The sequence below is a fragment of the Nocardia sp. MH4 genome, from assembly GCF_019266065.1.
GTDB lineage: Bacteria > Actinomycetota > Actinomycetes > Mycobacteriales > Mycobacteriaceae > Nocardia > Nocardia canadensis.
This window is the reverse complement of the sequence record NZ_LPNR01000121.1, coordinates 1-12,825: the sequence shown is the minus strand read 5'-3', so window position 1 is coordinate 12,825 and position 12,825 is coordinate 1. Positions and strand designations below refer to the sequence as shown.

The following is a 12,825-nucleotide window of genomic DNA, read 5'->3' as shown; positions in this document are numbered from 1 at the left end:
CAACTCCGGATCCGCCGAACCACCCTGCACGAAATCCAGCTTCTGCTCGTTCGGGATCGACGGATCCAACGCCGTGGTCAGCTGCTCGTTGAGCTGCTCGACCGTCGGCACCGCGGGCAGGTTCGCGGCAGCCGAGGCGGAAGCCTTGGCGCTGGTGGTGGTCTTCGCGGCGGGCTTGTCACCCTTGTCGTCGCTGCACGCGCTCAGGCCAAGGGCCGCGACCACGGCCAGTCCGGCGATCGCGACACGTCCGGTCGTACGAAGCTTCAACTGCTCGTCCTTTGCGTTCGAGGTGGGAGTGGTTCCATCGCGGTAGCCGAGGCTACTTCACGCGAGGCTGTCGAGGGGATCTGCCCGCGTCAGATCCTGATCGTCGGCTGGAAACGTACGCGCCGGGCCGGGACCTGTCGAGCTGGTCTCGAATCGGACCGTCACCACGCCGTAGCCCGCGCCCTGGACCCAGCCGTGGCCGAAGTCGGGGTGACGCACGTCCATACCGGGGAACCACTGTCCCGCAAGCGGATCGGGGCTGTCGACGGGCTCGCCCGCCGGTGCGGCCGCCTCGACCTGGTCGACGCCGAAGTCCTCGGGAACGGCCTGATCCAGTTCGGGGAACAGTGATTCCTGGCGGACCAGCGACAGCCCGCCGTAGCCGACGCCGACGAGCCGGATCGGGCCGAGTTCGGCCGGGTCGATCGCCGAGCGTTGCGCGGCCGCGGCCAGCGTGGTCAGGTCGGCGGTGGCATAGGGCAGGGTGAACGACCTGGTCACGATGCTCATGTCGGACTTCTTGAGTTTGAGCACCACGGTGCGGGCGGCGCGGCCGTCGCGGTCGAGTCTGCGGTGCGCGGCCGCCGCCATGGCGGTGATGGCCGCGCGCAGATCGGGCAGCGTGACGATGTCGCGCTCGTAGGTGTTCTCGGCGCTGATCTGTTTGGCCTCGGCGCGTTCGGTGACCGGGCGGTCGTCGATGCCGCGCGCGAGCCGGTGCAGCGCCGTGCCGATGCTGCCGCCCAGGATCGAGGCGGCCTCCGATTCCGGCAGCGCCGCGAACGCACCGACCGTCTCGATGCCGAGACTGCGCAGCCGGCCCTCGGCGACCGGGCCGATCCCCCACAGTTTGCGCACCGGCAGCCCGGCCAGCAGCCCGCCCTGTTCGGCGGGCGAGATCACCCGCATGCCGTCGGGTTTGGCCAGGCCGGAGCCGATCTTGGCGAGCTGCTTGCCGGTTCCCGCGCCGATCGAGGCGGTGAGCCCGGTCCGCGCGGTGACCAGCGCGCGCAGCATGGCGCAGTACTGCTCGACCTCGGCCACACTCGCGCCCGCCAGCTCGGCGGGTTCGGCGAACGCCTCGTCGAACGACAGCGTCTCCAGCACCGGGATCCGGCCGCGCAGCGTGTCGAACACCGCGGCGCTGAGCACCGAGTACACCGCGCCGCGCGGCGGCACCACCACCGCCGACACTCCGATCAACCGCCGGGCCTGATGCATCGGCATGGCCGAGCGCGCGCCGTAGACCCGTGCCTCGTAGCTGGCTCCGGCGACCACCCCGCGCTGACCCGCGCCGCCGACGAGCACCGGCCTGCCGCGCAGAGTCGGGCGGGTGAGTTGTTCGACCGAGGCGAAGAACGCGTCCATATCGATGTGCAGCACCCAGCGGCGGGCGGTGACCGCCGCATCTGCCCTGGCCGGGGCGCCTGCGGTGTTGGCGTCGGTGCTCACGCCCGCAATCTACGCGGCGCGGCCGACACATTTTCCCCCGCCGGTTGACAGCCGTGGCACAGCGATCACCCAGTCGGATATGTGATGATCGGTGGATGAAGATCCGCAAGGCTGTCATTCCGGCTGCGGGAATCGGCTCCCGGCTGCTTCCGCTGACCAAGGCGACGCCGAAGGAGATGCTGCCGGTCGGCGACAAGCCGGTCATCGAGCACACCGTCCGTGAACTGGTCTCCTCCGGGATCACCGACATCACCATCGTCGTGAGCAGCGGCAAGTCGCTGATCCAGGACCACTTCCGCCCCAACCCGGCGCTGGTCGCGCAGTTGCGCGCCGACGGCAAGTCCGCCTACGCCGACGCGGTCGAGGAAGTCGGTGAGCTCTCGCGCGCAGGCCACATCACCTACCTCGACCAGCACGGTCCGTACGGCAACGGCACACCGGTCCTCAACGCCGCCCGCAATCTCGGTGACGAGCCGATGCTGGTGCTGTGGCCCGACGACGTGTTCGTCGCCGAGGTGCCGCGCGCCCAGCAGCTCATCACCGCCTACGAGTCCACCGGCTGCCCGGTGCTGGCGCTGCTGCCGATGGCGCCGGGCGAGTCGCAGCGCTACGGCGTCCCGGTGGTCCGCGAGGACCTCGACGACGGGCTGCTGCGCATCTCCGGCCTGATGGAGAAGCCCAAGCCCGAGGACGCCCCCTCGGCGTACGCGGCCATCGGCGGGTACGTGGTGACCCCGGGCATCATCGAGGAGCTGCAGACCCAGACCGAGAACTGGTACACCCACCAGACCGGCGAGGTGTACCTCACCGACGCGATCAACAACTACGCCGCCAACCACGCGGTGTACGGCCAGGTCATCCAGGGTCGCTGGTACGACACCGGCAATCCGGCCGACTACCTGGTCGCCCAGTTCGCCTCCGCGCTCGCCCACCCGGAGTACGGGCCGCTGCTGCGTCAGCTGGTCGACTGAGGCTCAGAAGCGCCGGATCGTGAAGATGTCGAATTCGCGCAGGGGATGCAGCCCCACCGGAACGCCCCAGTCGTGGGCGTCGAGGATCTGGCCCATCCCCGCGTAGATGCCGACGTGCGAGCCGTCGCCGTTGAGGATGACGACATCGCCGGGCGCGAGCCCGCGGAAGGTCACCGGCATGCCGACCTTCGCCTGCTCCCAGGTGGTGCGCGGCAGGTTGACCCCGACCTGCCGGAAGGCCCACTGCACCAGGGCCGAGCAGTCCCACGCGTGCGGCCCCATGGCGCCCCACTCGTAGGGCTTGCCGATCTGGGTGGCAGCGGCGGTGAGCGCGCCGATGCCGGTCGCGCTGGGTAACGGGATCGCGCCGGAGCCACTGGAGCTGCCGGACGAGGAGCCGCCCGAGCCCGACGCGCTGCCGGTCTGCGACCAGGCTGGCCCGGCGAGGACGAGGGTGGTGATGGTGGTGGCGACGAACCCGAAGGCCAACCGTCGCAAGACTTTTCGCCGCATTTGCTGTTCCGCCTCCCCGCTGTTCCTACGGACGTCGGAGCGTGGCGAGAAACTCGCCGGGCCAGGCGTCCCGGAATCGGGCGAACCCGGCGAGCTACCCGTGTTCGGACGAGATCAGACGTAACATACAGCTACTGCCGCCTCAGCGGTTCCATGCGCATCAGCAGTAACACCTCGATTGTGCTCGACGATCGACGGACTGTCACACACATTCAGCAAATTTTCAGCATCGTTATCATCGGCCGGGTGCGCGGACACGAACGGGGCGGGACCGAAAGCCGGTCCCGCCCCGCCGTTGTCGCCGGTCAGGCCTTGCGCACCCGAGCCTTCACCCCACCGGTGAGTTCGGCGGCCTCGGCATCGGTCGCGCCGAAATCGAGCGTGGTGGCGAGGACTTCACCGGCGATCAGATCGCGGTGGGTCCGCGCCCACGCCAGCCGCTCGGCCGGGACCTCCAGGGTGAGGGTGATCCGGTCCGACACCTCGAGACCCTGCGCCTTGCGGGTCTCCTGCAGGTCGCGGATGAGGTCGCGGGCCCAGCCCTCGGCCTCCAGTTCCTCGGTGACCACCGAGTTCAGCACCACCAGACCGGCATTGCCGGGCAGGGCGGCGGTGGACTCGGGTTCGGCGGCCACCAGACGCTGGGTGTACTCCTCGGGCAGCAGGGTGATCCCGGCGGCGGTGACGACACCCTCGGCGGATTCGCTCCACTGCCCCGCCTTGACCGCCTTGATCACCGTCTGGACCTCTTTGCCCAGCCGCGGCCCGGCGGCGCGCGCGTTGACGACCAGCTCGAAGCGGCCGTGCGCGTCGACGTCGGTGGTCAGGTCGACCTTCTTGACGTTGACCTCGTCGGCGATCAACTCGGTGAACGGCGTGAGCCGCTCCGCGTCGGCCGCGGCGATGGTGACCTCGGCCAGTGGCAGCCGCACCCGCAGGTTCTGCGCCTTGCGCAGGCTCAGCACGGTGGAGCAGACCACCCGGACCTCGTCCATCGCGGCCACGAGCTCGGGATCGTGCGGCAGCTCGGTCTCGGTCGGCCAGTCGGCCAGGTGCACCGAGCGCTCGCCGGTGAGCCCACGCCAGATCACCTCGCTGATCAGCGGCAGCAGCGGCGCGGCCAGGCGGGTGACCACCTCGAGCACCGTGTGCAGCGTGTCCACCGCGTCACGGTCCTCGGACCAGAACCGCGAACGCGACCGGCGCACATACCAATTGGTGAGCGCGTCGGCGAACGAGCGCAATTCGTCGGTGGCACCGGCGATGTCGTAGGTCTCGAGCGCCTCGGTGATCACGTCCCGGGTGACCGCGAGCTTGGCCAGGATGTAGCGGTCGAGCACGTGCGGCGAATCCGTGCGCCACACCCCGGGCTTCGAGGCGTAGAGCTGCAGGAAGGTCCACGCGTTCCACAGCGGGCGCAACGCGTGGCTGACGCCTTCGCGGATGCCGCGCTCGGTGACGATGAGGTTGCCGCCCCGCAGGATCGGCGAGCTCATCAAGAACCAGCGCATCGCGTCGGAGCCGTCGCGGTCGAAGACCTCGTTGACGTCGGGGTAGTTGCCCTTCGACTTCGACATCTTCAGCCCGTCGTCGCCCAGCACGATGCCGTGCGCGGCAACAGTTTTGAACGACGGCGAGTCGAACAGCGCGGTCGAGAGCACGTGCAGTGTGTAGAACCAGCCGCGGGTCTGCCCGTTGTACTCGACGATGAAGTCGCCCGGGAAGTGGCTGTCGAACCAGTCCTTGTTCTCGAACGGGTAGTGCACCTGCGCGAACGGCATCGAGCCCGACTCGAACCAGCAGTCGAGCACCTCCGTCACCCGGCGCATGGTCGACTTGCCGGTCGGATCATCGGGATTCGGCCGGGTCAGTTCGTCGATGTAGGGCCGGTGCAGGTCGGTCGGGCGCACGCCGAAGTCGGCGGCGAGCTCGTCGAGCGAGCCGTAGACGTCCAGGCGCGGGTAGGCCGGGTCGTCGGAGACCCACACCGGGATCGGGCTGCCCCAGTAGCGGTTACGGCTGATGTTCCAGTCGCGCGCGCCCTCGAGCCACTTGCCGAACTGGCCGTCGCGGATGTGCTCGGGCACCCAGCTGATCTGCTGGTTCAGCTCGACCATCCGGTCGCGGAACTTGGTGACCGCGACGAACCAGGACGGCACGGCCATATAGATCAGCGGCTGGCCGGACCGCCAGCTGTGCGGGTAGGAGTGCTCGATCGTCTCGTGCCGTAACAGCTTTCCGGCGGCCTTGAGATCCTTGATGATCACCGGGTTGGCGTCGAAGACCATCAGGCCCTCGTACGGCGGCACCATCGAGGTGAACTTGCCTGCCGGGTCCAGCGGCTGGACGATCTCGATCCCGTTCGCCGAGGCGACGTCCATGTCCTCCTCACCGAAGGCCGGCGCGAGGTGGACTACGCCGGTACCGGAGTCGGTGGTGACGTAGTCGGCCTCGAGCACGCGGTGCGCGTTCGGGTGGCCGAGGAAGAAGTCGAACGGCGGTCGGTAGGACAGCCCGGCCAGCGCGGCGCCGTCGTACTCGCCGAGCACCTCCGGCTCGTCACCGAGCTCGCGGGCGTAGTGCGAGACCCGTTCGGCGGCAAGCACATAGCGCTTGCCGTCGGCGCCGCGCACGTGCACGTAGCGCACGTCGGGGTGCACCGCGATCGCCAGGTTGGACGGCAGCGTCCACGGCGTGGTGGTCCAGATCAGCGCGTTGGCGCCGTCGAGGGCCGCGAAGGGATGCTCGGCCGGGACGACGAGCTGCATGTCGACGGTGACCGCGGGGTCCTGCCGCATCTTGTACGCGTCGTCGAGGCGGGTCTCCTGGTTCGACAGCGGCGTCTGCTCGTACCAGCTGTAGGGCAGCACGCGGAAGCCCTGGTAGATCAGGCCCTTGTCGTAGAGCGACTTGAACGCCCACATCACCGACTCCATGAAGTCGAGATCGAGGGTCTTGTAGTCGTTGTCGAAGTCGACCCAGCGCGCCTGGCGGGTCACGTAGTCGCGCCACTCGCCGGTGTAGCGCAGCACCGAGGACTTACAGGCGGCGTTGAACTCGGCCAGCCCCATCTCGTCGATCTGGGACTTGTCGGTGATGCCGAGCTGCTTCTCGGCTTCGATCTCGGCGGGCAGGCCGTGGGTGTCCCAGCCGAAGCGGCGGTCGACCTTCTTGCCGCGCATGGTCTGGAAGCGCGGGATCAGGTCCTTGACATAGCCGGTGAGCAGGTGGCCGTAGTGCGGCAGGCCGTTGGCGAAGGGCGGGCCGTCGTAGAAGACGAACTCGGCCGCCCCGTCGCGGTTGGCCAGGCTGGCGCGGAAGGTGTCGTCGCGCGCCCAATAGTCGAGTACCTGCTGTTCGAGTTCCGGGAACGACGCGCCGGAACCGGCGCCGAAGTCGACCCGGGGGTACGCACCGGTGGTTGTCTCGTCCGCCATCGCGGATCTGCTCCTCGTGCCGCCGCGCCGTCGGCGCGAATCCTGGGCACGGGGACGATGTCGGCGCCGGTGCGCCGTACCGCGGTACCACCCCGCTTGCCCGTGCCGTCCCGAGGGAGCGGCGCGAGCCTCTCGTTGTGTGAGCTGTGACGGGCTCACCCGTTCGGTTCTACTGAGCGCGAGCGCCGTTCTTCCGAAGGCTCCCCGGTGATGGCCGGATCAGTGCCGTGTGTTGTTCGATTCTAACCGGGACCGTCCAGCGGATATTTCGCGCCGTCAGTCCCGCCGGGCGTGTCGGCCGGGTGGGACCGGGTTGTTCTCGGGTTTTCGGGTGGCCAGCGCACTCACCAGCAAAGTGGCGGCACCGACGATACAGATCAGGATGCACCCCCAGGCCCACAGCACCGAACCGGTGGCGAGCGCCGCGACGAGCAAACCGAAACCGATAGCCGCGAGGACGAGCGTCAAGACGAGCATGCTGACTCCCAAGAACCCGAGCAGCCCGACGAAAGCTGGGCGTTTCCCGGGTCACACGGCGCGCCGTGTGACCCGGGTCCAGTTTACTTGCCGCCCTTGGCGAAGGAGGCGGGAGCCAGACTGTTGGCCGAACCGTTGGTTTCGCCGGCGAACTCGCCGCCGTCGACCGGGACGGCCGAGCCGCGGTTCTCCAGCTCCTCCAGCTGCGACTCCAGGTACGACTTCAGTCGCACGCGGTACTCGCGCTCGAAGGTCTTCAGCTGCTCGATGCGGCTCTCCAGCACCGTGCGCTGCTGGGTGATGGTGGCCATGATCTCGGCGTGCTGACGCTCGGCATCGGCGGTCAGGGCCTCGGCCTTGTCCTTGGCCTGACGGATCTGGGTGTCGGAGCGGTTCTGCGCGTCGGCCAGCATCGCGTCGGACTTCTGGCGCGCGTCGGCGATCATCGCCTCGGAGCGGGTACGGGCATCGCCGACCAGTCGCTCGGAGTTTGCCCGCGCGTTCGAGAGCAGTCCCTCGGCCTCGGTCTTGGCGTCGGTGGTGAGGCGGTCGGCCATCTCCTGCGCCAGGGTGAGGACCTTCGCGGCCTGCATGTTCGCGTCCGGACCGGAGTTGTCACGCACGGGGGCGGCGACCGGCATCGGCGCGGGCGGTGCGGGTGGCACCGGCGGCGCGATCGGTTCCGGCGCCGGCGGCGGGGCCTGTTGGACAGGCGCCTTCACGGCGCTGACCGGCGCGGACGCGCGGTTCTTCTTGGCGTCGGCCAGCTCGGTGTCGAGCTCGGCGACCCGCTGACGCAGGTCGGCGTTCTCCTCGATCAGGCGCGACAGCTCCTGCTCGACGAGATCCAGGAAGGCATCTACCTCGTCCTCGTTGTAGCCGCGCTTACCGATCGGCGGTTTGCTGAACGCGACGTTATGCACATCGGCGGGAGTCAGCGGCATCGAAGGATCCCTTCACGCGTCTTTTGGAGAACTAGCAAGCGGTCTTCTCGATTCAGTATGTCACACGGAGGTCACGGGCTGCCCGAGCCTACCCACGATGGACATCAGGATGAACACCACGAAGAGCAGGACCATTATCGACAGATCGAGCCGAATACCCCCGAGATTCACAGGAGGTATCAACCGCCTCAGGAGTTTCACCGGCGGGTCGGTCACCGTGAAGATGACTTCGAGGATGATCACCACCACACCGGTCGGGCGCCAATCGCGCGCGAAACTGCGAATGAACTCGACGATCACCCGGCTGATCAGCAACAGCCAGAAGATGAAAAGCACCAGGTACAGAACCGCGAACAGGGCCACGTCTTCACTCTGCCGCAAAATCGGCGGCGTGCAAAATGGCCGCGCCGCGCAGTGCGCGGGCGGCCATCACGGTGTTGCGGATGTGGTGTCTATTTCTGGTTGTAGAAGCCGTTTTCGGCGATCCGGCGGCGCTCTTCCGCTGATACGTCGACATCGGCGGGTGAGAGCAGGAACACCTTCGTCGCCACCTTGTCGAACGAACCGCGCAGCGCGAAAGCGAGCCCGGCCGCGAAATCGACCAGCCGTTTCGCATCGGCATTGCTCAGGTCCACCAGGTCCATGATGACCGGGTTGCCCTCGCGGAAACGCTCACCGATGATCCTGGCCTCGCTGTAGTCCCGGGGACGCAGCGTGGTGATCTTGGACAAGGGACCTCCGTCCTCGAAGATCCCAGGCCGCCGCGCGGCGGCAGGCTCGGGGCGCATGCGCTCCTCCAGCCTGCGCTCCTCGGCGTCGGGATCGACCGCGAGCGCTCCACGGGTGGAGCCGCGCATGCCGGGTGCGACACCGCCGGCCCGGAACGAGCGACCAGACGACGGCGCGGTCTCGATCCTGGTCGGGCGACGTGGCGTCTCGTAACGATCGTCGGCGTAGGTGTCGGCGACGTAATCGTCACGACGCGCCTGGTAGGCCGACTTGTAGGCCGGCTGCGGGTAGTCGTCGGCCTCGTCCTCGAAACGGTCGGCGCCGTATCGGTCTTCGGCGTAGCGGTCGTAGCTGCGCGGGCGAGGGCGACCGGCGCGCTCGTCGGCGCCGCGAGGGGCGTGATCGTCGACGTAATCGTCTTCGTACTCGTCGAGCGGAACCATGCCGAAGTACGCCTTGAACTTGTGCAGCGTGCTCATCTGGTCGACCTTCCTTCGGCCCCGGTGGCGGCCGGGTGTTGAAGTTCTTGCTCAGCGCCTCGTCGGCCCAATCGTATGTGTCGAATGTGACTGATGAGGTTTCTTTGCTACGCCGAGGTTATCGGTCGCGCGCCCATCAAGGCGGTACCGACACGCACACACGTCGAACCGTGTTCGACCGCAGATTCCAAATCACCCGACATACCTGCAGAAAGTTCGGTGGCGTCGGCGTGTCGAGTCAGCAGCGAAGTGTGCAAAGTCGCAAGATTCGCAAAGGACGCATCACTGGCGGCGTCAAGGGGCGGAATCGCCATCAGACCGGCCAGATGCAGGCCGGGAGCCTTCGCCACGAGATCGGCCAGGGCGGGCAGATCGGCCGGTGCGACACCCCCGCGCCCGGGGTCGTCGTCCAGGCTCACCTGGAGCAGGACACGCAGGGGCGCGGTACGCTCGCCGGCTGCCATGGCGTCGCGCGCGGCCCGGTCCAGCGCGGTTGCCAGGCGTTCGCTGTCGACCGAGTGCACGGTGTGCGCCCAGCGCGCCACCGCGCGCGCCTTGTTCCGTTGTAAACGGCCGATCATGTGCCATTCGACGTCGTCGTAACCGAGCTCGGCGACCTTGGCCGAGGCCTCCTGCTCGCGCGACTCGCCGAACTCGCGCCTGCCGAGACGGTAGAGGATGTCGACATCGGCGGCGGGGAAGAACTTCGTCACCGGCAGCAGCCGGACCGAACCGGCCGGTCGGCCCGCGGCGGCCACGGCGGCGTCGATGCGGGCCAGCAGACCGTCGAGCCGGGCCGAGAGTTCCTGGGCGCGGGCGGTCTCCCGGGTGGTCTCGCGCGCTGCGCTCATGCGGTGGGGTCCATCCAGATCACGCCGGCGATGCGGCCGGTCGGCGCGCCGCGGCGGTGGCTGAACAGGGTCTTGTCCTCGATGGTGCAGCGCGGGTCGAGGGCGATCCCGCCGACGCCGGCCTCGGTGAGCTGCCTGCTGATGCCCGCGCGCAGGTCCAGACCAGGGGTTTTGCGGACCGTGGTGGTGGCGCTGCCGGGCAGGTGGGCCTCGACGTCGGCCCGCATCGCGGCCGGGACCTCGTACTGGCGGCCGGAGGCGGCGGGGCCGAGGAAGGCACCGATCCGTTCGACCCGCGCGCCCGCCGACACCATCGCCTCGAGCACCCGCGGCACGATCCCGATCCGGGCGCCGATGCGGCCCGCGTGCACCGCGGCGATGACACCGGCCTCGTCGTCGGAGAGCAGGATCGGCACGCAGTCGGCGGTGAGCACCACCAGGGCCAGGTTCGGCACGGTGGTGACCAGCGCGTCGGTCACCGGAACCGGTTCGGCGCGGGGTCCGTCGACGATCTCGACGTTGCGTCCGTGCACCTGCTCCATCCACACCAGCCGGTCCGGGGTGAGCCCGATGCCCTCGGCCAGCCGAACCCGGTTGCGGCGCACGGCTTCCGGATCGTCGCCGACGTGATCGCCCAGGTTGAACGAGTCGTACGGAGCGGCGGAGAAGCCACCGGCGCGGGTGGTGGTCACCCGGCGGACGGTCACGGTGGTGGGTGCGGAAGTCATGACTTCGAGCGTAGTGCCGTCCGGGCGGGGTGGGTCGCCCGTGGGCGGTGACGTCGGTCAACCTCGGCGCGGTGACATCGTTCGGCCTCGGCGCGGAGCGCGCTACCCCAGTTCGTCGAGCTTGCGGGCGATGCCCGCGCGGCTGGTGAGGCCGAGCTTGCGCAGGACGCGGCCGAGATGGTCCTCGACGGTGCGGGGGCTCAGATAGAGATGGGCGGCGATGTCCTTGTTCGTGTGGCCGTGGGCCGCCAGTTCGGCGACTTCCCGCTCGCGCCTGGTGAGGGAGGTGGGGCTGGGCGAGCGGGATCCGGCCAGGCTGCGCTGGGCCGTGGTGGTCTCGGCCAGCAGTCGCTGGGCGCCCGCGGCGGCGAATATCGCGCGTGCCGAGGCGAAGCGGCTGGTCGCCTGGCCGAAGTCGCCGCGGCGGCCCGCGACGATACCCGCGAGCAGTTCGGCCTGTGCGCGGTTGACCACCATTCCGGCGCGGGTGAACGCGGCGATCGCCCGCTCGGCCGATGTTGCCGCGGTGTCGAGATCACCGACGGCGACGGCGTAGTCGGCACCGGCGAGCGCGGCCGCGCCCACCTGGCTACCGAGACCCTCGTCGGTCGGGTGCGACGCGGCGACCGAGTGCGACGCGGCGACGGGGTGCGACGCGGCGACCAGGTGATCCGGGCCCTCGCAGTGCAGCACCTGAGCCGTGCTACCCGGGCTCTCGTCGGTGTGGTGCGCGCCTCGCGATGACGAGTGCCGGCTGCCGGAGCGAATGCCGGCGTCGGTGGGCGTCCTCGTCGACTCCGTGTCGCGGGGTTCGGGCGGTAGCTCCGGCGCGGTGGAAACGGCATCGCCCGCAACGGTTTCGCCGGTGGCGGAGGCCGAGGTTCGGTAGCCGACCGCTGCGGTCGCCCGGGCGACCAGGTCGGCGGCTGTGGTCAGGTCGCCGTCGGCGATCGCGGCATGGGCCGCCCGGGCCAGGTGCGTCGGATGCAGGGGGCCGGGGCGGGTGTCGGGGGCCAGGGCGGTCGGGGTCGAAGCGTCAGGGACCACCGGGCCGTCGGGCTCCGGCGCATCCGGGACCGGCGGACCGGCGGCTGGAGCACCCGGGACCGGCGGACCGGGCGCTGAGACTCGACGGGCCGGGGCACCGGGCACCTGGAGGTCCGGTGTCGGAAGGCCGAGGGGGCGGGCGGTTTCGACGAGGGTGGTCTCGACTACCTGGCGCCACCATCGCATGGCGGGACGTGGCAGGGCCGCGACCGTGTGCCACTGGGTGGTGACCGCGTCGGTGGGCGCGGTGAGCAGCAGGGTGCGGAGCTTGACGGCGCCGGCGAAGGAGAGCAGGTCGGGGTGGTGGAAGGTGGTGGCGGCATCGGTCGCGTCGTCGGCGGCGGCGATCGCGGCGTCGAGGCGGCCGAGTTTGGCCAGCGAGTAGGCGCGGACGGTCTGGAGTTCGGCCAGGGCGTAGCTGCGGCCGAAACGGTGGCTGACGCGGATGGCACGGTCGAGGTGGGCGAGGCCGTCGCGGTCGTGGTCGAGGAAGTAGGCGCACCAGCCCAGGGCGGGAACCGCGTGGACGACCTCGCGGAAGCCGGCGTCGGTGAGCTCGTCGAAGGCATGGTGACAGTCGGGGTAGAGCTCGGCGGCGGTCCGGATCTGACCGTCGGCGACAAACCCGAGGCAACGCAGCGCCGTCGCGGCGGCCCGCACCGCCGGGTCCGCGATCTCGGCGGACTCGAACAGGGCGTTGAGCCGGGCGTGGCCTTCGGCGTCCTGGTGATCCTGCAATTCCAGGATGGCCAGCTCCAGTTGGACCGGACCGTCCCCGCGGCGCCGAGGCAGGGTCGCGGCGGTGGCGAGCAGAGTCCTGGCCTCCTCGACCCGGCCGCACATGCGGGCGCACCGGGCCGCCAGCAGCAGCGCTTCCAGCTGATGCGGGCCCGGTGCGGCGGCCGCCGGGGCGAGTGCCGCCGCCTT

At 69.6% G+C, this 12,825-nt stretch carries 11 protein-coding genes and 1 pseudogene; 1 reads left to right on the top strand and 11 read right to left on the bottom strand.

Annotated features, from left to right (window positions below; all coding sequences use genetic code 11):
• Together ATM97_RS27430 and ATM97_RS27425 are read right to left on the bottom strand one after the other, a co-directional pair.
• Positions 1-270, bottom strand: a pseudogene (locus tag ATM97_RS27430) (hypothetical protein); the annotation flags it as partial.
• Positions 271-327: 57 nt separating this feature from the next.
• Positions 328-1,722 (bottom strand): DNA polymerase IV, encoded by a 1,395-nt coding sequence (locus ATM97_RS27425; RefSeq protein ID WP_218721092.1) that lies wholly within the window; start codon positions 1,720-1,722, stop codon positions 328-330.
• 95 nt (positions 1,723-1,817) lie between these two features.
• On the opposite strand from ATM97_RS27425, the gene ATM97_RS27420 reads away from it, so the two are divergent.
• Complete coding sequence (locus ATM97_RS27420) at positions 1,818-2,693, top strand: UTP--glucose-1-phosphate uridylyltransferase (RefSeq protein WP_218721091.1); 876 nt, start codon at positions 1,818-1,820, stop codon at positions 2,691-2,693.
• Between the two features lie 3 nt (positions 2,694-2,696).
• Here the strand turns inward: ATM97_RS27420 and ATM97_RS27415 are convergent, their stop codons facing one another.
• The 9 genes from ATM97_RS27415 to ATM97_RS27375 form a co-directional block, all read right to left on the bottom strand.
• On the bottom strand, positions 2,697-3,206 hold the full coding sequence (locus ATM97_RS27415; RefSeq protein ID WP_255588518.1) for an NlpC/P60 family protein: 510 nt from the start codon (positions 3,204-3,206) through the stop codon (positions 2,697-2,699).
• Positions 3,207-3,511: 305 nt separating this feature from the next.
• Entirely contained in the window at positions 3,512-6,643 is a 3,132-nt protein-coding gene (ileS, locus tag ATM97_RS27410; protein ID WP_218721090.1) for an isoleucine--tRNA ligase, read from the bottom strand.
• Positions 6,644-6,919: 276 nt separating this feature from the next.
• Positions 6,920-7,120, bottom strand: a complete 201-nt coding sequence (locus ATM97_RS27405; RefSeq protein ID WP_218721089.1) for a hypothetical protein — start codon at positions 7,118-7,120, stop codon at positions 6,920-6,922.
• Positions 7,121-7,203: 83 nt separating this feature from the next.
• Positions 7,204-8,064 (bottom strand): DivIVA domain-containing protein, encoded by an 861-nt coding sequence (locus ATM97_RS27400; protein WP_218721088.1) that lies wholly within the window; start codon positions 8,062-8,064, stop codon positions 7,204-7,206.
• Between the two features lie 60 nt (positions 8,065-8,124).
• The gene (locus ATM97_RS27395) at positions 8,125-8,427 is read right to left on the bottom strand and encodes a YggT family protein (RefSeq protein ID WP_019046242.1); all 303 of its coding nucleotides are present in this window, start codon (positions 8,425-8,427) and stop codon (positions 8,125-8,127) included.
• An 89-nt stretch (positions 8,428-8,516) separates the two neighbouring features.
• Positions 8,517-9,272: a cell division protein SepF gene (locus ATM97_RS27390; protein ID WP_218721087.1), complete on the bottom strand. Its 756-nt coding sequence runs from the start codon at positions 9,270-9,272 to the stop codon at positions 8,517-8,519.
• Between the two features lie 107 nt (positions 9,273-9,379).
• Positions 9,380-10,123 carry a YggS family pyridoxal phosphate-dependent enzyme gene (locus ATM97_RS27385; RefSeq protein ID WP_218721086.1) on the bottom strand — a complete coding sequence of 248 codons (744 nt, stop codon included), beginning with the start codon at positions 10,121-10,123 and terminating at the stop codon, positions 9,380-9,382.
• Positions 10,120-10,851, bottom strand: coding sequence for a peptidoglycan editing factor PgeF (gene pgeF / locus ATM97_RS27380; RefSeq protein WP_218721085.1), 732 nt, complete (start codon positions 10,849-10,851; stop codon positions 10,120-10,122). Before pgeF ends, ATM97_RS27385 begins: the two co-directional genes overlap by 4 nt.
• Before the next feature lie 102 nt (positions 10,852-10,953).
• A partial coding sequence (locus tag ATM97_RS27375) for a helix-turn-helix transcriptional regulator (RefSeq protein ID WP_218721084.1) occupies positions 10,954-12,825 on the bottom strand: 1,872 nt, incomplete at its 5' end.

Coding starts and splice junctions, on each gene's coding strand:
- ATM97_RS27420 (WP_218721091.1), top strand. CDS start 1,818: ATGAAGATCCGCAAGGCTGTCATTCCGGCTGCGGGAATCGGCTCCCGG.
- ATM97_RS27415 (WP_255588518.1), bottom strand. CDS start 3,206: ATGCGGCGAAAAGTCTTGCGACGGTTGGCCTTCGGGTTCGTCGCCACC.
- ileS (WP_218721090.1), bottom strand. CDS start 6,643: ATGGCGGACGAGACAACCACCGGTGCGTACCCCCGGGTCGACTTCGGC.
- ATM97_RS27405 (WP_218721089.1), bottom strand. CDS start 7,120: ATGCTCGTCTTGACGCTCGTCCTCGCGGCTATCGGTTTCGGTTTGCTC.
- ATM97_RS27400 (WP_218721088.1), bottom strand. CDS start 8,064: ATGCCGCTGACTCCCGCCGATGTGCATAACGTCGCGTTCAGCAAACCG.
- ATM97_RS27390 (WP_218721087.1), bottom strand. CDS start 9,272: ATGAGCACGCTGCACAAGTTCAAGGCGTACTTCGGCATGGTTCCGCTC.
- ATM97_RS27385 (WP_218721086.1), bottom strand. CDS start 10,123: ATGAGCGCAGCGCGCGAGACCACCCGGGAGACCGCCCGCGCCCAGGAA.
- pgeF (WP_218721085.1), bottom strand. CDS start 10,851: ATGACTTCCGCACCCACCACCGTGACCGTCCGCCGGGTGACCACCACC.